This is a genomic window from Streptomyces vastus, from assembly GCF_039532825.1.
Classification (GTDB): domain Bacteria; phylum Actinomycetota; class Actinomycetes; order Streptomycetales; family Streptomycetaceae; genus Streptomyces; species Streptomyces vastus.
Window position 1 is genome coordinate 73266 of sequence record NZ_BAAASJ010000118.1, and the last position, 20910, is coordinate 94175.

16 protein-coding genes are annotated in these 20910 nt (G+C 70.1%); 11 read left to right on the forward strand and 5 right to left on the reverse strand.

What is annotated here, in order from left to right; genetic code table 11:
- Positions 1 to 14: 14 nt before the first annotated feature.
- Together ABD357_RS37880 and ABD357_RS37885 are read left to right on the forward strand one after the other, a co-directional pair.
- Positions 15 to 1076 carry a saccharopine dehydrogenase gene (locus ABD357_RS37880; protein ID WP_344395872.1) on the forward strand — a complete coding sequence of 354 codons (1062 nt, stop codon included), beginning with the start codon at positions 15 to 17 and terminating at the stop codon, positions 1074 to 1076.
- A complete protein-coding gene (locus ABD357_RS37885) occupies positions 1069 to 2247 on the forward strand; it encodes a saccharopine dehydrogenase family protein (protein ID WP_344395873.1) in 1179 nt (392 codons plus the stop codon). The genes ABD357_RS37880 and ABD357_RS37885 overlap by 8 nt, the downstream gene beginning before the upstream one ends.
- 32 nt (positions 2248 to 2279) lie before the next feature.
- On the opposite strand, the gene ABD357_RS37890 is transcribed toward ABD357_RS37885, so the two are convergent.
- Positions 2280 to 3515, reverse strand: a complete 1236-nt coding sequence (locus ABD357_RS37890) for a serine hydrolase domain-containing protein (RefSeq protein WP_344395874.1) — start codon at positions 3513 to 3515, stop codon at positions 2280 to 2282.
- 394 nt (positions 3516 to 3909) lie between these two features.
- Between ABD357_RS37890 and tgmA the strand changes: the two genes are divergently transcribed.
- Together tgmA and tgmB are read left to right on the forward strand one after the other, a co-directional pair.
- Positions 3910 to 4101, forward strand: coding sequence for a putative ATP-grasp-modified RiPP (gene tgmA, locus ABD357_RS37895; protein WP_033325990.1), 192 nt, complete (start codon positions 3910 to 3912; stop codon positions 4099 to 4101).
- Positions 4102 to 4117: 16 nt separating this feature from the next.
- Positions 4118 to 5119: an ATP-grasp ribosomal peptide maturase gene (gene tgmB, locus ABD357_RS37900; protein ID WP_344395877.1), complete on the forward strand. Its 1002-nt coding sequence runs from the start codon at positions 4118 to 4120 to the stop codon at positions 5117 to 5119.
- Here the strand turns inward: tgmB and ABD357_RS37905 are convergent.
- Positions 5106 to 7025 (reverse strand): phosphatase PAP2 family protein, encoded by a 1920-nt coding sequence (locus tag ABD357_RS37905; RefSeq protein ID WP_344395878.1) that lies wholly within the window; start codon positions 7023 to 7025, stop codon positions 5106 to 5108. The genes tgmB and ABD357_RS37905 overlap by 14 nt on opposite strands.
- Before the next feature lie 462 nt (positions 7026 to 7487).
- Here ABD357_RS37905 and ABD357_RS37910 point away from each other — a divergent pair, with 462 nt between their 5' ends.
- From ABD357_RS37910 to ABD357_RS37930, 5 genes are all read left to right on the forward strand, one after another.
- Entirely contained in the window at positions 7488 to 8660 is a 1173-nt protein-coding gene (locus ABD357_RS37910; protein WP_344395880.1) for an ROK family protein, read from the forward strand.
- 275 nt (positions 8661 to 8935) lie between these two features.
- The gene (locus ABD357_RS37915) at positions 8936 to 10261 is read left to right on the forward strand and encodes an ABC transporter substrate-binding protein (RefSeq protein WP_344395881.1); all 1326 of its coding nucleotides are present in this window, start codon (positions 8936 to 8938) and stop codon (positions 10259 to 10261) included.
- 125 nt (positions 10262 to 10386) lie between these two features.
- Entirely contained in the window at positions 10387 to 11298 is a 912-nt protein-coding gene (locus ABD357_RS37920) for a carbohydrate ABC transporter permease (protein ID WP_344395882.1), read from the forward strand.
- Positions 11295 to 12194: a carbohydrate ABC transporter permease gene (locus tag ABD357_RS37925; protein ID WP_344395883.1), complete on the forward strand. Its 900-nt coding sequence runs from the start codon at positions 11295 to 11297 to the stop codon at positions 12192 to 12194. The genes ABD357_RS37920 and ABD357_RS37925 overlap by 4 nt, the downstream gene beginning before the upstream one ends.
- Before the next feature lie 103 nt (positions 12195 to 12297).
- On the forward strand, positions 12298 to 14142 hold the full coding sequence (locus ABD357_RS37930; protein WP_344395884.1) for a hypothetical protein: 1845 nt from the start codon (positions 12298 to 12300) through the stop codon (positions 14140 to 14142).
- Between the two features lie 55 nt (positions 14143 to 14197).
- Here the strand turns inward: ABD357_RS37930 and ABD357_RS37935 are convergent, their stop codons facing one another.
- Positions 14198 to 15550 carry an MFS transporter gene (locus ABD357_RS37935; RefSeq protein WP_344395885.1) on the reverse strand — a complete coding sequence of 451 codons (1353 nt, stop codon included), beginning with the start codon at positions 15548 to 15550 and terminating at the stop codon, positions 14198 to 14200.
- 167 nt (positions 15551 to 15717) lie between these two features.
- Positions 15718 to 16383 (reverse strand): TetR/AcrR family transcriptional regulator, encoded by a 666-nt coding sequence (locus tag ABD357_RS37940; RefSeq protein ID WP_165344975.1) that lies wholly within the window; start codon positions 16381 to 16383, stop codon positions 15718 to 15720.
- A 182-nt stretch (positions 16384 to 16565) separates the two neighbouring features.
- Between ABD357_RS37940 and ABD357_RS37945 the strand changes: the two genes are divergently transcribed.
- Both ABD357_RS37945 and ABD357_RS37950 read left to right on the forward strand, forming a co-directional pair.
- Positions 16566 to 17441, forward strand: a complete 876-nt coding sequence (locus ABD357_RS37945) for a shikimate dehydrogenase (RefSeq protein ID WP_344396065.1) — start codon at positions 16566 to 16568, stop codon at positions 17439 to 17441.
- A gap of 212 nt (positions 17442 to 17653) precedes the next feature.
- Entirely contained in the window at positions 17654 to 19450 is a 1797-nt protein-coding gene (locus ABD357_RS37950; protein WP_344395886.1) for a bifunctional sugar phosphate isomerase/epimerase/4-hydroxyphenylpyruvate dioxygenase family protein, read from the forward strand.
- Here the strand turns inward: ABD357_RS37950 and ABD357_RS37955 are convergent.
- A complete protein-coding gene (locus ABD357_RS37955; protein WP_344395887.1) occupies positions 19437 to 20900 on the reverse strand; it encodes a translocation/assembly module TamB domain-containing protein in 1464 nt (487 codons plus the stop codon). The two genes, ABD357_RS37950 and ABD357_RS37955, sit on opposite strands and share 14 nt — an antisense overlap.
- Between the last annotated feature and the right edge of the window lie 10 nt (positions 20901 to 20910).

Genomic DNA, 20910 nt, shown 5'->3' on the forward strand with positions numbered 1-20910 from the left:
GAGGTCAACCGCGTATGACCGAGCTCCACCTGTGGCTGCGCCACGAGACCCGCACGACCGAGCGGCGCACCCCGATCGTGCCGTCCGACGCGCGGCGGCTCGTCGAGAACGGCGTGACGGTGACCGTCGAGCGATCCCCGCAGCGGATCTTCCCCGTCGAGGCGTACGAGGCGGCCGGGTGCCGTGTCGTCGAGCCGTACTCCTGGACCGTCGCACCGCTCGACGCGGTCGTCGTCGGCCTCAAGGAACTCCCCGAGGAACCGGGCGAGTTGCGACACCGGCATGTCTTCTTCGGGCACGCGTACAAGGGGCAGCCCGGGGCCGAGGCGCTGCTGCGCCGGTTCGTCGCCGGGGGCGGGGCTCTGTTCGACCTCGAGTACCTGGTGGACGACAACGGCCGCCGGCTCGCCGCCTTCGGCTACTGGGCCGGTTATGTGGGCGCCGCCCTCGCCGTACTTCACCACCGGGGCAGGCTGACGGCACCGCTGCGGCCGACGTCGAAAGGCGAACTGGACGCCGAACTCCAACCCCGCCCGGACGACGCCCAGTTCAGCTCGCTCGTGATCGGCGCACTGGGCCGCTCCGGACGGGGCGCGCAGGGTGCGCTCATGGAGGCCGGGCTCGACCCCACGTGCTGGGACCTCGCCGAGACCCGTGACCTGGACCGACAGGCCCTGCTGGACCACGAGTTGATGGTCAACTGCGTGCTCAGCACCGGCCCCGTCACCCCCTTCCTCACCGACAAGGACCTGGCCGAACCGCGCCGCGGCCTGCGCACGGTGTGCGACGTGACCTGCGACGTCGGATCCCCGTACAACGTCCTTCCGGTGTACGACACGGTCACCGACTGGGCGGATCCCGTACGCCGCCTCCACGAACGGCCCGCCCTCGACCTCATCGCCATCGACAATCTGCCGTCCCTGCTGCCCGAGGAGGCGAGCACGGACTTCTCGGCACTGCTGACGCCGCAGCTGATGGAGTTCGGGATGGCCGGGGCGTGGGGGCGCTGCCTGGATCGGTTCCACGAGACATGCCGTGAACTCGGCCTGGAGAATGGGGAGTTCAACCATGGCTGAGAAAGCCGTCGTGCCCGCATCCGGCACCGTCCACTGGATCGGCGCGGGCCTGTCCACGGGCAGCGGACTGGCCACGCTGTGCGACACCGCCGACCGCGTACGCCTGTGGCACCGCACCGAGGAGCGGGCGGCACAGAGCCTCTCGGCGCTCGGCCTCACCGGCCGCGCCGAGCCCCGCGCGTACACGCTCACCGCACTCGCCGCCGAACTGGCACCCGGCGACGTCGTGGTCTCCATGCTCCCGGCCCCGGAACACGGCCCGCTGCTGGCCACGTGCGTGGCGCACCAGGCCCACTTCGCCTGCTCGAGTTACGTGTCCGAGGCGGTCCTGGACCAGGTTCCCGCCGCGGCCGCCGCGGGCATCGTCGTCCTCACCGAGTCGGGCCTGGACCCGGGCATCGACCACCTCTTCGCGCACAGCCTCATCGCCCGCGCACGCACGGAGATCGGCGCCGACACGGCCGCCGAGGTCAGCCTCACCTCGTACTGCGGCGGCATCCCCGCCGTCCCCAACGACTTCAAGTACCGCTTCAGTTGGGCCCCCGCAGGTGTCCTGAACGCCCTGCGCTCACCCGCCCGCTACATCGAGTACGGCGAGGAGACGACAGCCGCCCGCCCCTGGGAAGCCACCCGCACCCACCTGGTGGACGCCGAGCCCTTCGAGGTCTACCCGAACCGCGACAGCATCCCGTTCGTCGACCAGTACGAGGTGCCTCCGGCGTGGAAACCCCGGACCTTCATCCGCGGCACCCTCCGCCTGGCCGGCTGGCTCGACGCCTGGCAACCCGTCTTCGAGGAACTGAGGCACGGCGACGACGAACGCATCGCCGCGCTCGCCCAGGAGCTGGCGGCCCGCTACCCGACCACGGACGCCGACCGCGACCGCGTCGTCCTGGCCGTCTCCCTCGACGTACGCGCGGACTCGGGCCGGAGCTGGTCGGGGCGGTACCTGCTGGACATGGAGGGCGATGCGCAGGAGAGCGCGATGGCACGGTGCGTGTCGCGCACGCTGGCGCTGGGCGTACGCAAGGTCCTTGCCGGAACCCTGCCGCCCGGGCTGAGCCGTGCGGCCGAGACACCGGAGCGCTCCGAGGAGTGGCTCACGGAACTGGGCCGGGACGGGATCGACTCCACTCTGGACAGCACGCGCCACAAGTCGGAGGGCCTGTGAACTCGTAGCCCTGCCACGGTCTTCGCGGTACCTCAGTCTGCGACCGCCTCGTGCACGAGCCGCCTCAGATCCGCGAACCATGTCAGTGCCGCCGTCGGCCGTACCTGGGTCAGGAACTGCACGGTCAGGTCGTGTTGCGGGTCGACCCAGAAGGTCGTGCCGGCCGCGCCGGACCAGCCGTACAGGCCGGGGCCGGACGGTGACTCCGTACGAGCGGGGTCGATCACGACCGAGAGGCCGAAGCCGAAGCCGACGCCCGCGTTCCCGGGGAAGTCGTGGACGGGGCTGCCGAAGGTGCGGAGGTCGGCGGGGAGGTGGTTGGAGAGCATCGTTTCCACGGTCTGCGGGGAGAGGAGCCGGGTGCCGTCCAACTCGCCGCCGCGGCGCAGGAATTCGATGAAGCGATGGTAGTCGTGCGCGCTCGCCACAAGCCCGCCGTTGCCGGACAGCAGCCGAGGTGGGCGGCGTCCTGGCTGCTCAGGACTCCGTACGATGCCGCCCTCACCGCCACCGCCCTCGTCGCTCTCGGCGTACAGAACGGCCAGCCGGTCCGCCCGGTCCTCGGGCACCCAGAACCCCGCGTCCGTCATCCCCAACGGCCGAAAGACCCGCTCGGCGAGGAACGCGTCCAGCGGCATCCCGGACACCACCTCCATCACGCGCCCTAGAACCGTGGTCGCGACCGAGTAGTTCCACTCCGTCCCCGGCTCGAACTGGAGCGGCAGACTCGCGAACAGCTCGCAGGCCTCGGCCAGATCCGCGTCCTGCGGCTCCGCCCGCTCAACGCCGGCTGCCCGGTACGCGGCGTCTACGGGATGTGCGTGGTAGAAGCCGAACGTCAGCCCGGCGGTGTGGGTCAGCAGATGCCGGATCCGGATGGGCCCTTCAGCGGGGCGGGTCCTGAGGTCCGGGCCGCTTCCGTCGGCGTACACCCGGGGCTCGGCGAAGGCCGGCAGGTGGCGGGCCACCGGATCGTCGAGGTCGAGCAGGCCCTCCTCCTGGAGCATCAGCGCCGCGACGGAGACGATCGGCTTGGTCATCGAGTAGATCCGCCAGATCGTGTCCGTCCCGATCGGCACTCCGGCCTCCCGGTCTCGGAGGCCGTACGAAGTGAGATGTGCGACACAGCCGTGACGGGCAACCGAGACGAGGTACCCGGGCAACCAGCCGTCGTCGACGAGTCGGGCGAAGTGTGCGTCCAGCCGTCGCAGGGCCGCTGGATCGAGGCCCACCTCGGCCGGCTTCACCTCTTGTCGCAGCTCGCTCATCGTCCGCTCCTGTCCGAGGAAGGAGATGCCGTCCCTGGGAAATCTATCGCCTACCTGCGGATTCGCGAGGCCGACGACGTTTGACCGCAGACGGGAGGTACTACGCGGGCGCGCGTGAGCGTGGGTGCGCCGGAGCGTAGAAGTGCACCCGAAAACCGGATCCGGGAGGCCCGGGTATGCGTCATAGAGGGCGGATGGATGCCCCATGCATGAAGTGGGCGGTCGGGCCGGACGGGGGCTGGAGGACGAACGGCTCGGACGATTACACAGCGTGAAGCAACCATTCGACTGTTCGATTCGTATATCTCCGTGAAAGCCCAGCAGACCCGTCAGGCCCCGTGACGCCGGAGCGTCACGATCCGCTTGGCCGGGAAGCACCGAGCAAGGAGAACCAATGCGACCGTTCGCGCTCAACTATGCACGTCCGGCCCAGCAGTTGGAGGTCAGCGTTCCGTACGCCTATGACTCCAGACTGCAATTGAACGTCCTGCCCGACGGGCGGCTCGCCGCTCATGACTACGCCGTGTTGCGGGAACTGGGGGCCACGACCTCCACGGCGGGCTCGAAGACCCACTTCGACGACTGAAGACGGACCCGCGACGATGACGGTTCTGATCCTGACGTGCGAACAGGATGTAACCGCGGACATGGTGGTGGCCCGACTGGACGGGACGGGTGTCCCGGTCGTCCGCCTCGATCCCGCGGACCTGCCCGGAGGCGTCGCCCTGTCGGGCGAGTTCGTGCACGGCGCCTTCCGCGGCCACCTGTCCGCCGGTGGCCGGCTGGTGACCATGAGCGGTCTGCGGTCCGTCTGGGTCCGCAGGCCCGGTGTGCCCGCGACGCGGGTCGCGGAGCCGTCCGCCTGGCTCACCGAGGAGTCCGCGCAGGCGCTCTACGGCATGCTGCGTTCCACCGGCGCGCGCTGGATGAACCACCCCGACGCGGCCCGCCAGGCCCGCCACAAGCCCTGGCAGCTTCATCTCGCACAGCGCTGCGGGCTTCCCGTGCCCGCCACACTGATCACCACGTTCCCGCAGGCCGCCCGCGACTTCGCGGAACGCTTCCCGGATCTGGTGGTCAAGCCCGTCTCGGGGGCACACCCGCAGGAGCCGCCGAGGGCGGTTCCGACCAGCAGGGTCGCACCCGAGACGGATTTCTCGGCCGTCGCGTTCGGCCCCACTCTGCTTCAACGGCGCGTGGCCAAGCGCGCCGACATCCGGCTGACCTGCGTCGGCGACCGCTTTTTCGCCGCCCGCAAGGCGGTCGGCCAAGGCGCCGATCCCGGGGAGCCCGAGGAGGTCGACGTCCGGTTCGCCACCTCCACGGAACCATGGCAGCCGGTCGAGACGCCGCAGCGGGTCGCCGCGAGCGTGCGCGACTATCTTCGGGAGGCCCAACTCGCGTATGGCGCATTCGACTTCGCCGAGGACGCCGACGGCATCTGGTGGTTTCTGGAGTGCAACCAGGCGGGCCAGTTCGGCTTCGTGGAAATAGAGACGGAGCAGCCGATTGCACGCGCCGTAGCCGACTGGCTCGCGGCCCCGGTCCCGGACGCGGCGCCGCTGGGCGGCGACGTGTCCAAGGCGTCGGTCACCTCCGAGTGAGCCGTACGGACAGGCCGCGGGCGGTGAACACCGGCTCGGCGTCGTGGCCTTCGACCGTGATGCGGCTGAACCGGCCGCGCAGGACAGGGGCGTCGATGACCGGAATCGTGGTGCCCGGCGCCGGTGGGCGCTGATCTTCCAGCCGGATGACCAGCGTGCTGTCCCGGTCGAGGAGCACACGCCGGGTCACCGTCAGGGCCGGTGCGCCGGCGTCGGTGAGCGTCACGTCGAGGGTCGTACCGGACGACTGGGCGTACGCGCCGCGCACCCGGAGCGGCGACGCCGCCCGCAGCGTGCCACCCCGCACCTGCACGTCGCCGCATCCGAGGGCGTCCCGTGAACCGGTCGCGAGGACGCCCTCCTCCAGAGTGGTGCCGCCGGTGTAGCGGTTGGCTCCCGCGAGGGTCAGCGTGCCGGTGCCCCGCTTGACCAGTGAGCCGCGCCCGCCGATGTCGTTGCGCCAGGTGTCGGCCGCGGCGAAGCCGCCCTGGGCGGCGACCATCGTGACGCACACATCCGAGTCGAACGCCCCGTATCCGTCGGCGGCGGCGAAGAGGTTGAGCCGGCCCCACCGCTCGAAACCGTCCAGCAGGACGTATCCGGCGGGCAGCGCCGTCGTGCGCAGCACTTCGCGCCGCTGGGCGGCGGAGAGATACGGCAGCCGCGTCTCCAGGAGGACTTCGGCACCCTTCGGCACGGTCATGCGGTCCCGCGCGGGCCGCTTGGGCAGGACATACGTCAACTTGGGGGTCACGCCCGCCGAGTTGAGCGCGTGGCTCGCGTACGGGTCCTCGTCCAGGCCCGCCGAGTGGGCGTACGCGTAGAGAGTGTCGGCGGTGGTGCCGGTCTGCTCCTGGAAGTACGCGGCGGCCTGGGCGCGGGCCGCCGCCTTGAGGCCGGCGTTCTTCGGGTCGGCGAGGGCCGCGGCCGCGAGTGCCGTGGCGAGGATCCGGCCGCCGATCACGTCGACGGTGGAGTGCATGCCGGACACGATGCGCGTGTGGGAGACCTCGAAGGCGCGCGTCACCATCTCCTGGAACCGTTCGGGAACCGCGTACGCCATCGCCAGCGCCGCCAGGTGGAGCGCGTTGGTGTGTCCGCTGGGGAAGCCCCCGTCCTCGGCCGGGTCCTCGGCCCGCTGCCGCAGCAACTGCGGGGCGACCGCCACGTCGGACGCGTACACCGGGTAGCCCAGCGCGTCCTTTTCGCCGGTGTCGACGACCTCGCTGTCCTTGTTCATCCGCCAGGGACGCGGGTACTGGTACGCGAACTTGCTCGGGTTGCCCGAGGCGAACGGGCCGCGCACGGTGTCGACCAGTTCCGCCACCTTGCCCAGGTCCGAGTCGTGGGAGCCCGCGCCGAGCGCGGAACCCGCGGGTGCGTCGGCCGGGATCGTGTCGTTGATCTTGCCCGCAGGGACGCCGTCCGGCGCGGACGTGATACCGGTGACCGCCTTCGCACCGGCTTTGTATAGCTCGGCAAGGGGCCCCAGCCCGTCGATCACCGCGTAACTCTGGTGCTGACGGTCGTGAATGAAGGCCAGCCGCGCCTCGGCATCGGTGCGGTCGGTGGTGACGCGCACGCTGTAGCGGATGTTGGCGCGCAGGACCTCCGGCATGAGCGGGGTGCCGGTATTCCAGTCGGAGCCCGTCTTCCAGATCTCGGCGAAGCCGTCGAGGATGCGGATCGCCGCGTTGGTCTCGGGGGTCTGGTTGGCGACGACGTTGGTGGTGTAGGAGTCGACGAAGGCGGCGGCGGAGTTGGCGGGAGAGGCGGCCGCAGCCGGCCACGCGCCGATGGCCGGAGCGGCGATCAGCCCGGCGGAGACGCCCACCGAGTTGCGCAGGAACACCCGGCGGTCGATGCCGGGCCGGTGGTGCGGGGGACGTGTCTGCTGCCGGGGCATGAAGAACCTCTCTGCGTTCGGTGCGACTGCGCTGTCGCGGGTGAGGGCGCGAGGGCGGGTGGGTTCGTGAAGTGAGTAGGGGCGTGTGGCGGTGTGTCAGCACCCGTCGCAGCGACGGATGCTGACACACCGCCACACGCCCCGTCCGCCGATGGGCGGCTGCGGGTCCGGTGGGGGTGCACTTCAAAGGCGCGGGTGTACCGCGCGACCGACCACGGACGACCCGCAGTCGGGACACGAGCCTGAAAGGGTCTGGCGGCGCAGCTTGAAGGCCGGAGTCGATACCTCACGAAGCGGTCGGGAAGCCCCGGGACAGGCTTCTGAATGTGCGCGGCAGGCGAGTACCGCTGGACTTCGTTAGGAAGTTAACTAACGAAGTAGGGTGCGTCAAGAAGCACGCATGGGAATCCCGGTGCTGTACGACTCTGCGACCGGACCCCGCGGCACGATCTGAGGGAGACCATGGACCTGAGCGAGAGCGCCCGCGCGGTGTTCGCCGTACTCGCAGCGGCCGGTACCGCGACCCGCCCCCAACTGGCAGCCGGTGCGGGCCTGTCCAAGCCGACCGTCTCCTCCGCCGTGGCCGAACTCGAGGCCGCCGAGTTGGCCGAGTGCTCGGGCACCGTCTCCGGCGCCACCGGCCGGTCCGCCGCCGTCTACGGTCTCGGTCCCGCCGCCGGGGCCGTGCTCGCCGTCGACCTCGGGCCCGCCGTGACCCGGGTGCGCGGCTGCGCCCTGGACGGCACCCTGCTCGCCGAGGGGACGGGGACCCGGCCGGACGCCGCCGAAGTCGTACGCCACGTCCTCAAGGAGCTGCCCACCGGCGCCCCGCTGCGCGCGGTCGTCGTGGCCGTCGGCGATGTCATCACGCAGGACGCGGAAGGCGCGGGCGCGCGTCCGGCGACCGCCAAGGCCGGCCCGCTCTTCGACGCCATGGCCGTCGCACTGCCGCCGGGCGTTCCCGTACACGTCGAGAACAACGTCAACTGCGCCGCGCTCGCCGAGCTGCACGAGGGCGCCGCCCGCGGCCGGGACACCTTCGGCTATCTGCGAATCGGTGTGGGCATCGGCCTCGGGGTCGTCATCGGCGGCCAGGTGCTGCGCGGAGCGAACGGCGCCGCCGGAGAGGTGGCCCGGCTGCCCTACCCGTGGGACGGGGACCGCGAACCCCGCCGCGAGGGCCTGGAGGAGCACATCGGTGCCCGCTCCCTGCTGCGCCGGGCGGCGGACGCCTGGCGGGACGCCGACGGCCCGTGCCCCCGCACCGCCGAGCGGCTCTTCGCCCTCGCCGGCGAGGGGCACGTCACGGCACGCACCGCCGTCGGCCGCCATGCCGCCGAGATCGGCCGGCTCGCCGCGGCGGCGGCGGCCGTCCTGGACCCCGGCCTGATCGTGCTGGGTGGCGCCATCGGCGCGGACCCCCAGCTCCTGCCCGGCGTACGGGCGGAACTCGCCCGGCTGAGCTGGCCCACCGAGGTCGTGAACAGCGCGCTCGGCGAGAGCGGCACCGTGGTGGGGGCGGCCCGGCTGGCCGTGGCCCGCGGCATCGAGACAGTGACCGGCGGAGTGGAAGCCAAACCGCGACCGGAGAGTGGATTCCAAACCGTGACCGGAGGGGTGCGGGTGAAGCATTGACGGACTCCACCGGCTTCTGCCAATGTCCGGACAAGCGCTTTCTAAGTCGGTCGGGACGCCGGCTTGGGGCGAGCGTCCCGCCCGTACTCGACGTACGGCAACCGCACCAGGGCGTGCTTGTGCGGCGACGGCCACAGTGGCCGGGGACCCTCGCCCGTCAGGATGACGCGGCCGGGCGAGGCCGCGCCCTCGGGAAGCGAACTTTCTTGCACAATGCACCCGTGCCGCCTCCGTCGGCGCCGTGCTCCGTCCCCTACCACGAAAAGGGATCGAAGATGACCACTGTGGGTGTGCGGCGCTCCCGCCGACTCGGCCGCGGCGGCATACGCCGCCTGGTCCCCCTCGCTGCCGTGGCCACGGCAGGTGCCCTGCTGCTCTCCGCCTGCGGCGGGTCGGACTCCGGCTCGGGCGGGACCTCCAAGTCGCTGACGTTCTGGATCTCCACGGTTCCGGGGCAGGACGCGGGCTGGAAGAAGATGGTGGCGCAGTACAAGAAGGAAACCGGCGTCAACGTCAAGCTCGTCAACGTTCCCTACGACGGCTACGAGGCGAAGCTGCGCAGCGCCGCGCAGGCGAACTCCCTGCCCGACGTGGCGGCAGTGCCGAAGCTCGACCCGATCTGGGCAAACAAGCTGATCGACCTCAGCCCCATCGCCAACAAGAAGAGCAACAAGATCAACAGCAACTTCGTCGCCAAGGACTCGTCCGGGAAGGTGCTGTCCATCCCCTCGGACATCACCGCGTCCGGCATGTTCATCAACAAGTCGCTCTTCGAGAAGGCCGGCGTCGACTACCCGACCTCGCCCGACAAGACCTGGACCTGGACCGAGTTCATCAAGGCGGCGGACGAGGTCCGGGAGAAGACCGACGCCAAGTACTCCCTGACCTTCGACCAGTCGCCGTCCCGGCTCCGCGCCATGGTGTACGAGATGGGCGGGAAGTACGTCCACGGCGACGACTCCGGCAAGTTCTCGGCGGACGCGGCGACCAAGAAGGCCGTGAACACCTTCGTCGGGTGGAACGACGACAAGACCATGCCGAAGTCGGTGTGGACCAGCGGCGCCGACCCGTCGGCCATGTTCCAGAGCGGTGACGTCGTCGCCTACTGGTCCGGCGTGTGGCAGGTCGCCGCCTACGCGGAGAGCATCACGAAGTTCGAGTGGGCGAGCGTCCCGACTCCCGCCGAGCCGGTGCAGGCCAGCGACGTCAACAGCGGTGGCATGACGGTGGGCTTCAACAACAACGGCGACGCGGCCGCCGCCGCGGAGAAGTTCCTGTCCTGGCTGTACGAGCCGGCTCACTACCAGGCGCTGTGCGAGGCGTCCGGGTTCCTGCCCGTCGAGACCGGTCTGAACCCGAAGTACCCCTTCAAGTCCGAGGCGGCGCAGGCGGCGTTCAAGCTCTACAACGAGTCGATCCCGCTCTACGACCCGATCTCCGGCTACTTCAACACCGCGCAGACGGGCTGGGCGCTGAAGGGCAAGAGCCTCACCGAGGACCCGACCAAGATAGAGCTCGGCAAGGCGATCAACGGCCAGCAGTCGGCCGACAAGGCCCTGGAGAACATCGTGGCCGGCTACAACCAGCAGGTCGGTGGCTGAGCGTAAGCCGACAGGCCCGGGCGGCGGGGTCGAGACTCCGCCGCCCGGGCCTCTGGACACCACGTGATGCCAGGCTCATGGCCTGAGCCCACAGGAACCCATTCCACCAGCACGGAGTCAGGAAGATGACAAAACACGCCCCGGACGTGTCCGTGAGCCCGCCCAGGAGACGCAGCAAGTACACCGTCGCGCCGCTCGTCCTCATCGCGGGCAATGTCGTGCTCTTCGCGCTGTTCTTCGTCTGGCCGGCGGTGATCGGGCTCGTCTACTCCTTCACGAACTACACGGGCATAGGGGCGTTCCAGTTCGTCGGACTGGACAACTACAGCAACCTGTTCGGGGACTCCACCTTCTTCGACGCGCTGACCCGGACGCTGCTGTACACCGTGCTCTTCGTTCCGCTGAACTTCGCGCTCTCGCTGCTGATCGCCAACGTGCTGGTGAGCAAGCACGCCAAGGGCGTGTCGGTCGCCCGCGTCTTCTTCTTCATCCCGTGGCTTCTGTCGCCCATCGTCGTGGGTGTCCTGTGGCGGTGGCTGTTCGGTGAGAATTTCGGACTGGTCAACCACGTCATCGAGAAGCTCGGCGGAAGTGCCGTTCCGTGGCAGTCGAACGCGGACCTGTCGCTGATCGTGGTCGTGGTGGCGGCGTCCTGGGCCTGGACGGGCTTCTCCATGCTGCTGTTCATCGCGGCGATCAAGAACGTACCGACGTCGTACTACGAGGCGGCCGCGCTCGACGGCGCCGGTCCGTGGCGCCAGTTCGTCAGCATCACCCTGCCGAGCATCGCGCCGACTTCCTTCATCGTCATCCTGCTCAACACGATCCACGGGATGAAGGAGTATCCGCTGTTTGCCTCCCTCAACAACGGCGGACCCGGAACGTCGAACAACCTGCTCGTCCAGTACATCTACCAGACCGGCTTCAAATCGGGCCAGATCGGCTACGCGAGCGCCGCGTCGTTCGTGCTCATGCTCATCCTGATGGTCGTGGCGATCATCCAGATGATGGTCAACCGGCGGGTGGAGAACCGATGACAACCACAGACATGCCACGCCCGGTCGACGCCGAGCCCGGACGGGCTGTTCCCAAGAAGCGGCCCCGTAGCGCGGCCCGCGGTGGGCTTCGGCGCGCGGTGCCCGCGACGACACTGCTGTGGGTCCTGGCGGCCGTCTACGGGTTCCCCGTGCTGTGGTTCGTCCTCAGCTCCTTCAAACCGGCGGGAGACTTGTTCTCCTCGCTGACGCTGTTTCCGAACGACCCCACCCTGTCGGGCTACAAGGCAGCATGGGGCAGCGCCAACTTCTCCCAGTACTTCATCAACTCGACCATCGTGTGTGTGATCGCGACGATCCTCACGGTGGGAGTCAGCTGCTGCACGGGGTACGCGCTGGCCAAGTACGACAACAAGTGGCTCAAGGCGTTCTTCATCTGCATCCTCGCCACGACGATGCTGCCGGGCGAGGTCATGCTCGCCCCGCAGTTCCTGGTGGTCCGCGACCTGGGCCTGTACAACTCGCTCGCCGGCATCATCTTCCCGGCCTTGCTCACCGCGACCGGATGCTTCATGTTCCGCCAGTTCTTCCTGACGGTCCCCGACGAGCTCGTCGAGGCCGCCCGCATCGACGGGGCGCGTGAACTGTCGATCTTCCTGCGGATCATGGTGCCGATCTCCCGGCCCATCATGCTGACCCTCGCCATCCTGTCGTTCCAGTGGCGATGGAACGACTACATCTGGCCGCTGCTGATGCTCAACGACCCCAACAAGTTCACCGTGCAGATCGGCATCCAGAGCCTCGTCGGCGCGCAGAACATCAACTGGTCGGTGGTGCTCGGCGGCTCGGTCATCACCATGATTCCGCTGATCGTCGTCTTCCTGGTGTTCCAGCGTTACGTCATGAACGCCGACATCAACGCCGGACTGAAGGACTGACCGTGCCCACCCCGCTCGACCACGAGTTCGTCCGCGCGGCGGCCCGCGCCGCCGACCGGCCGGCCGCCCCGCTGGCCACCTCCGGCATGAAGGGCTGAACAGCTTGTATCTCCCGCACCAGCGCGGCCAGTTGCACGACCTGGCCGACGATCCGGCCGCGTACGACCGTGTGCTGGCCGACGTGGCCGAGCAGGCGCTGGCCCGGCTCACCCCGGACGGCAGCCTGGAACACCCGGCCGTCACCGACGACATCGGTGACACCTCGCTCGGCATCACCTCCCTGCTCGCCCTGGCCTGGCACCGCACCAAGGACCCCCGACTGCCGGACGCGGTCCGCCGCAGCCTCGCCTTCCACCTGCGCGCACGCGTCTACACCGAGGACAACCCCGGCTACCCGAACCTGACGATGCGCAAGGCCGGTCTGCCGTACGCCCGTTACGTACTCGCCCCCGGCGCGCACCCCATCGGCGACTGGCCGAGCACCGTGTGGGCGCTGCTCCAGGCGGTCAACCTGCTCGACGCGGCGGACGACCTGATCGACGACGACCAGCACCGCGAACTCCTCGACGTGGCAGGCGGTTACTGGCACTGGCTGACCGAGGCCACGGTCTTCAACCCGCAGGACGCCGCCAACCAGGCCATCGGCTGCGTCGTCGGCGGGCTGATGCTCGCCCGTCATCTCCCTTCGGAAGAAGGCGAGTTGGTACGACGGCGGGCGATGAACCTGTACCTGGGAGAAATCCGCGCCCGCCGCCTACGGGACCGGGGCGCCCCGCTGCCTCCCGAGCACGGCGGCGCGTACGACAACAACTACGGGCCGATCTCGCTGTCCTTCCTCGCCCAGGCCCACCGGATCAGCGGCGAGGAGGTCTTCGCCGAGGACGGCGACGCGCTCGCCCGCTATATCGACGCACGGCTGGCCGGAAGCGGCTTCGACATCGGCGGGCCGCGCTACAGCGAGCAGCACTCGGCCTTCGAATCCGTCCTCGGATTGCGGTACTTCAGCCGTCGCATCGGCGCCGACATCGGCCGCTACGCCGGCGACACCCGCTGGGGCCGGCACGCGGTCGGAGCGGACGGCGGCGTGGACGGGCATTTCGCGTTCATGCTGGTGTGGCAGATCCAGGACACCACGCGCTGGCATCGCACACCGCGTACGGAACCCGCCTGCCACCAACTGCGGGCGGGCACGGTCACCGTGTCGTTCGACGACCGGATGACGCCCACCGTGATCGAGGCGGGCGGCTCGGTGCTGGTGGCCGGCGCCGTCGAGCGGCAGCACGGGTTCGGGCCGGTGACGGACGGCTTCCTGCTGTGCCGTCCGATGGGCGCGGTACGCGTACGGGACCACCGCTCCGGAGACCTCGCCGCCAAGCTCGTCAGCAAGCCCGTCGTCGGGCGGGACCATGTGCTGCGCCATCTCCAGTCGCTGTACGTCACGGACGGTACGCGGCTGTGGATGACGGTCGTCGTCGAACGGCTGGCCGGGGAAAGGTACTTGCTCGCCGGGATGCCGTACGTCGTCGCGGAGGGCGACCGGTTCCGCAGGACCGGCGAACTGTCGCCCGTCACGGCCGCGGGTGACCTCCGGTTGACGCACCCGCCGGCCGGCAGCCCGGACAGCTTCGACGCCCGGCACGACGTAACCCAGCAACAGGCGGCCTTCGAACTCGCCCTCGACCCACGCGGCTACGGCAACCCCGACCAGGGGTGGAGCCACATCCGGACGACCACCGCCCTCGAAGCGGGCCCCGCGCCTGACGCACCGGAGGACCTGGACGTCTTCGCGGTGCGCTTCGGACCGGAGGCGACGGAGCCCCTGAGCGTGACCTGCGAGCGCTCGCCGGAAGGCCTGACGGTGCGTACCGAGGCCTTCACGGCGGTGCTCGGCGAGCCCGACGCGCACGGCGAACCGGAACTGACGCTGGTTCGCGGTGCGCGTCGCTGATCTGGGGCTGTGCTTGGGCCTGGGTCTCGTGTGAGGCCTGGGCCTTGCCCGAGGCTCAGGCGGTCACTTTCTCGCGGCCGGTCGTCCCCTGCTCGGCCCGCTCGCCGAGCCGCTCCGTCGGGACCTTGTGCGTCTCGCGTGCGGTGAGCGCGGCGATCACCGGCGGGACGCACAGCGCGGCGGTGAAGAGGGCCACGGCCGACCAGTTGTCGCCGTCCGGGCCCGCGATCTGCGCGGCGAAGGTGACGGCGAACCCGGCGATCGCGAAGCCGATCTGGGTGCCGATCGCCATGCCGGACAGGCGGACCCGGGTCGTGAACATCTCACCGTAGAAAGAGGGCCAGACGCCGTTCGCGGCGCTGTAGACGACACCGAACGCGACGATGCCGAGCACCAGGACCAGCGGGTACGAGCCCGTGGAGATGGCCCACAGGTAGGCGAACATCGTCACGGCGCTGCCGGCCGCGCCGAGCAGGAAGACCGGGCGGCGGCCGATGCGGTCGGAGAGGGTGGCCCACAGCGGGATCGCGCCGAGGGCGACGAGGTTGGCCAGGGCGGCCACCCACAGCATGGATGTGCGGTCCATGCCGACCGAGTCGCTGGTCGCGTACGACAGCGCCCACACGGTGAAGATCGTGCTCACCGAGGCGACGAGCGCGGCCGCGACCACCCGCAGCACATCCGCCCAGTGCTCGCGCAGCAGCACGGCAAGCGGCATCTTCGGGACGCCTTCGGCGGCGGCCTGCTGGGTGAAGGTCGGGGTCTCGTGGAGCGTGCGGCGGATGACGTAGCCGACGACGGCGACCGCGAAGCTCAGCCAGAACGGGATGCGCCAGCCCCAGGCCAGCAGCTGGTCCTCGGGGAGCGCGGCGACCGGGATGAACACCAGGGTGGCGAGTAGCTGTCCGCCCTGGGTGCCGCTGAGCGTGAAGCTGGTGAAGAATCCGCGGCGGCTCGGCGGCGCGTGTTCCAGCGACATGGAGTTGGCGCTGGCCTGCTCGCCCGCGGCCGAGATGCCTTGCAGGATGCGGCAGAGTACGAGCAGGACGGGGGCCAGGGTGCCGACCTGCTCCCGCGTGGGCAGACAGCCGATGAGGAACGTCGACAGGCCCATCAGCATCAGCGTGAAGACCATGATCTTCTTACGGCCCAGCTTGTCGCCGAAGTGACCGAGGAACAGCGCGCCGATCGGTCGGGCGGCGTAGGCGACACCGAACGTGGCCAGCGACAGCAGGGTCGCGGTGGCCGGGTCCGACTCGTCGAAGAAGACCTCCGGGAAGATCAGCGCGGCGGCGCTGCCGTAGATGAAGAAGTCGTAGTACTCCAGGGCACTGCCGATCCAGGCGGCCGTGGCGGCTTTCTTCGGCTGGCCCGGTGGTGCGTCGAGCGGTGCGGCGGGGACGGACACGGCGTGCTCCTCGGGGGACGGGGGCCGCTGAGCAGGGATGGGGGGCCGCTGATCAGGGGACGGGCTCGCTAATGAACTCACTGGTTAGTTATTGAGCGGTTGGCCAGAGATGTTGCGCCCGCGTTTCGGCATGCGTCAAGGGGGTGCGCCGAAGAATTCCGTGACGCTCAGTCCGCGGCCCGCTCCGCCGTCAGGTAGGCGATCACCATGTCGCCCAGCATGGTGCGGTAGTGCTCCCGCTGGTCGGCGGCGACCAGATCGCGGCCGAAGAGCGCGCCGAAGGTGTGCCGGTTGGCGACCCGGAAGAAGCAGAACGAGCTGATCATCGCGTGCAGGTCCACCGCGTCGACATCGGCCGTGAACAGGCCGGACTCACGCCCCGAGGCCAGGATGCGGCCGATCACGTCGAGCGCGGGCGAGCCGATCTTGCCCAGTTCCGCGGAGGCCGCGATGTGCTCCGCCTCGTGGATGTTCTCGATGCTGACCAGGCGGATGAAGTCGGGGTGCGCCTCATGGTGGTCGAAGGTGAGCTCGGCGAGCCGCCGGATGGCCGCGACCGGGTCCAGGTGCTCCACGTCCAGCTGCTGCTCGGTCTCCCGGATCACGCTGTACGCCCGCTCCAGCACGGCCGTGAACAGCTGCTCCTTGCCGCCGAAGTAGTAGTAGATCATCCGCTTCGTGGTGCGGGTCCGGGCGGCGATCTCGTCCACCCTTGCCCCGGTGAACCCGGCCCGGGCGAACTCCTGGGTCGCCACGTCGAGAATTTCGGCCCTGGTGCGGGCGGCGTCGCGGATGCGGCCGTTGGGTCGTGCCGGTTCTTCGACGCTGGTCATCGGGTTCCTTCGCGTTCCTCTCCGGCGAGGTGCCGTGCCGGAGATTGTAGAACCAGGTGGTTGTGCGGGAGTGGGCGGACCGTGGGCCGGGGGCTTCCCGTCGGTCGCTGCTGCTGATATAGCTAACGTACTAGTTCGTACATTAGTGAGCTGCCTGCTCGCGCTCAGGAGGCCCCTCGGTGCTGTCCAAGGACTCGTATCTCGTCGGACTGATCGGTTCCGGCATCGGCCCCTCGCTCAGCCCGGCGCTGCACGAGCGGGAAGCGGACCGCCAGGGCCTGCGCTATCTGTACCGGATCATCGACATCGAGGCCCTCGGTGTCCCGCCCGAAGCGGTGGGGGACCTGGTGCGGGCCGCCCGCGACCTGGGCTTCGACGGGCTGAACATCACGCATCCCTGCAAGCGGCTCGTCATCGAGCATCTGGACGCGCTCGATCCGCAGGCCGAGGCGCTGGGCGCGGTGAACACCGTCGTCTTCGAGGACGGCCGCGCGATCGGGCACAACACGGATGTCACCGGGTTCGCGGCCTCGTTCGCGCGCGGGCTGCCCGACGCTCCGCTGGAGCGGGTGGTTCAGCTCGGTGCGGGGGGGGCGGGCGCGGCGGTCGCGCACGCCATGCTCACGCTTGGCGCGGGGGCCGTCACGGTGACGGACGCTGTGCCGGCTCGGGCCGCCGACCTCGCCGCATCCCTCAACCAGCACTTCGGTGCGGGCCGTGCCGCCGCTGCGGGCCCGGACCAGCTGGCCGCGCTGGTCGCCGACGCCGACGGGGTTGTACATGCCACGCCCACGGGTATGGCGGCCCATCCTGGGCTGCCGCTTCCGGCTGGGTTGCTGCATCCCGGGCTGTGGGTGGCCGAGGTTGTTTACCGGCCGCTGGAGACGGAGTTGTTGATTGCTGCTCGTGGGGTTGGCTGCGCCACTCTGGACGGGGGTGGCATGGCGGTGTTTCAGGCTGCCGATGCCTTTCGCCTGTTCACCGGGCGGGAACCGGACGTCGGTCGGATGCTGGCGGACATTGGTGAGTTGGCCGGGGTCGTGAGTGTTCGTGACTAGGCGCTGTAGTGGTTGTGCCGTGTGTCGGCTGCGGGGCCGTTGTTGCTGGTCGCTCCCCCACTCTCGGCTGCGCTCGAGCGGGGCCCCATCGCGGCGGAGCCGCATATGTCATAGCCCCGCGCCCCTGAAGAGGCGCCCCGTGAACCGGCGCCTTAGCAGCACCGCCAGAAGTGTGAAGCCTCCAGAAGCGTGAAGCCTCGAAGGAGCACCCCATGCGTACCTCCATCGCCACCGTCTCCCTCAGTGGTTCCCTCACCGAGAAGCTCACTGCCGCCTCGCGGGCCGGGTTCGACGGTGTCGAGATCTTCGAGAACGACCTGCTCGCCAGTCCCCTCGCGCCCGAGGAGGTCCGCGACCGGTGCGCCGACCTCGGGCTGAGCATCGATCTCTACCAGCCGATGCGCGATATCGAGGCCGTGCCGTCGGACGAGTTCGCGCGGAACCTGCGGCGGGCCGAGCGTAAGTTTCAGCTGATGCGGCGGCTCGGGGCCGACACCGTGCTGGTGTGTTCCAGTGTGTCGCCGCTCGCCGTGGACGACGACGTGCTCGCCGCCGGTCAGCTGCGTCAACTTGCCGAGCTGGCCGAGGAGTTCGGCATACGTGTCGCGTACGAGGCGCTGGCGTGGGGGCGGCACGTCAGTACGTACGACCATGCTTGGCGCATCGTCGAGCGGGCCGATCATCCGGCGCTCGGTACCTGTCTCGACAGCTTTCACATTCTCGCCCGCGGGTCCGATCCCAAGGGCATCGCGGACCTTCCCGGCGAGAAGATCTTCTTCCTCCAGCTCGCCGACGCCCCGTTGCTCGCGATGGACGTCCTGCAGTGGAGCCGCCACCACCGCTGCTTTCCCGGCCAGGGCGGCTTCGACGTCGCGGGGCTGTTGCGGCATGTGCTGCGCACCGGTTACGACGGGCCGCTCTCCCTGGAGGTCTTCAACGACGTGTTCCGGCAGGCCGAGGCCGGCCCGACCGCGGTGGACGCCCGCCGCTCCCTGCTCGTCCTGCAAGAGACCGTCGGAGTCGCGTCGCTGCCTGCGCCCGTCGTCCCCACTGGCGTCGCCTTCGCCGAACTGCTCACTCCGGACGCGGAACCCCTCGCGGCGCTGCTGGGCGCACTCGGTTTCGCCCGCACCGCACGCCACCGCGGCAAGCCCGTCGACCTGTGGCAGCAGGGCGAGGCCCGCATCCTGGTCAACACCGGACCCGCCGACCGCCGCGACGGCACGAGGCTCGCCGCGCTCGGCCTGGAGTCACCCGACCCGGCGGGCGCCGCCCGGCGCGCCGAGGCCCTGCTGGCACCGGTACTGCCGCGCCGCCGCGCACCACAGGACGTCCCCCTCGACGCGGTCGCCGCCCCCGACGGCACGGAGTTGTTCTTCTGCGCCACGAACCGGCCCGAACTCCCCGACTGGCTCGCCGACTTCGAGGACCACGAGCACACCGGACAAGCCCCGAACGTGCACCGCATCGACCACCTCGCCCTCACCCAGCCCTGGCACCACTTCGACGAAGCGGCCCTCTTCCACCGCAGTGTCCTCGGGCTGCGGGCGCAGCAGAGCGTGGACGTCGCAGACCCGTACGGTCTGCTGCGCAGCCGCGCCGTCACCAACGCCGACGGCAGCGTCCGTATCGCCCTCACCGTCGGCGCGGCCCCGACGGACGACACGGTCCACGCCCAGCACATCGCGCTGGCCACGGACGACGTGGTCGCCGCGGCCCGCCGCTTCCGCGAGGCCGGCGGCCACCTGCTGCCGATCCCCGCGAACTACTACGACGACCTCGCGGCCCGGTTCGACCTCACCGAGGGCGAGTTGGCGACGTACCGCGAGCTGGGCATCCTCTACGACCGGGACGAGCACGGCGTCTTCCGGCACTGCTACACCCACACCGTCGGCCGCGTCTTCTTCGAGCTGGTCCAGCGCGACGGCGGCTATCGGGGGTACGGCGCCCAGAACGCGCCCGTACGTCTGGCGGCGCAGCACGCCGCGGGCGGAGTCACTGGCGGCTGACCGTCCGCGTCACGCCCGCGACGACCGTCGTGGCCAGGATCCAGCCGGTGAGGACCAGGACGTAGGACAGGTACTGGTACGGGCCCTTCGGGGCGAACGCGGCCTCCTGGCCGAAGGAGATCACCGGGAGCAGCAGGTCGAGGGTGTAGAAGACGGCGTTGAAGGGCGGCGCCTCGTCCGGCTTCAGGGCCGGCGGATGGTGCAGGGCGTACGAGATGGAGCCGACCGCGAGCAGCGACAGCAGCCAGACCGCGGCGCGCAGCGGGCGGAAGCCGTAGCCGACGGCCGCGTCCTGGACCTGGCCCCACAGGCGCCCGTACCAGGGAAGCGTGAGCCGGTGGCGGCGCTGCTTGGCCAGTTGGACGACGCGGGCCGCGTCGTCGTCGCCGATACGGCGGTAGGCGGCGGTCAACTGCTCGTAGGCGTGCGGGACATAGCGGTCGTCGTCGCGTTCCAGCATGGGCAGACGGCGCTCGGCGGGCTCATGGGGCGTGAGGGTCGTATAGCCGAGACCGTCGAGGCGGACCGTGTCCGGCAGCTTCTCCGGCTCCAGGAACAGGACCTCCACCTGGGCCCGGCGCAGGTTGAGGCCGCCGTCCAGTGGTTCGCCCCTGCGCAGCCACAGTTCCCCGACGGTGCAACTGGAGGCCCGCAGCGCCATGTCGCCGGGGTTCGACACACGCGCGTACGACAGGTCGAGGCGGCCGGCGACACGGGCGCCCCGTAGCCCGATCCACCCCTCGACGTCCGCGTGGCGCAGCAGGAGGTCGCCCTCCACGCTGAGCGTCACGGCGTCGAGGGCCACCTGGCCGGGGTGGGACAGGCGGGCGCTGCTGAGGTTGACCGACCCGTTTACGGTGGCGCCGTTGAGCCGTATCTCGCCCTGTGCGCGCAGCCCCAGCGCCAACAAGTCGTCTCCCACCACCGTCCGTTGGAGCTTGAGGGCGGGCTCCCCGTCGTCCGAGGCGGTGAGTTCGGCGCGCTCCAGGATCAGCGCACCGGATATCTGGGTCCCGCCCAGATGCACCCGCCCGCGCACCCGGCACTCCGAAAGATTCACCACGCCGTCGACCCGCGCGCTGCCGAGGTCCAGGGCGGGGAGCACGGAACCGCGCAGGCTGAGTCTGCGCAGCTGGGCGCCGTACATATAGGGCAGGTTGGCGAAGTAACTGTGCGTCAGGCTGATCGGGTGGTCGACGACGGCGTGCATGAGGTCGAGCTCGCCGGTGATCCGGGCACCCCTGACCCGCAGGGCGGCGATCTCGCCGTCCTCCTGGGGCGCGCTGGCCAGCAGCGCCCTCAACACCGAGGCACGCAGGCTCCGTTCCGGTCCCCAGCCCGCTCCCGCCGTGGCGTCCTCGCCCCCGTCGGTGCGGAAGTCCACGACCTCCCCGCACGGGAAGGCCCGCCACACTCGCTCTTCGGCCGGCGTCAGATCGTTGATCTCCATCAGCGGGGAC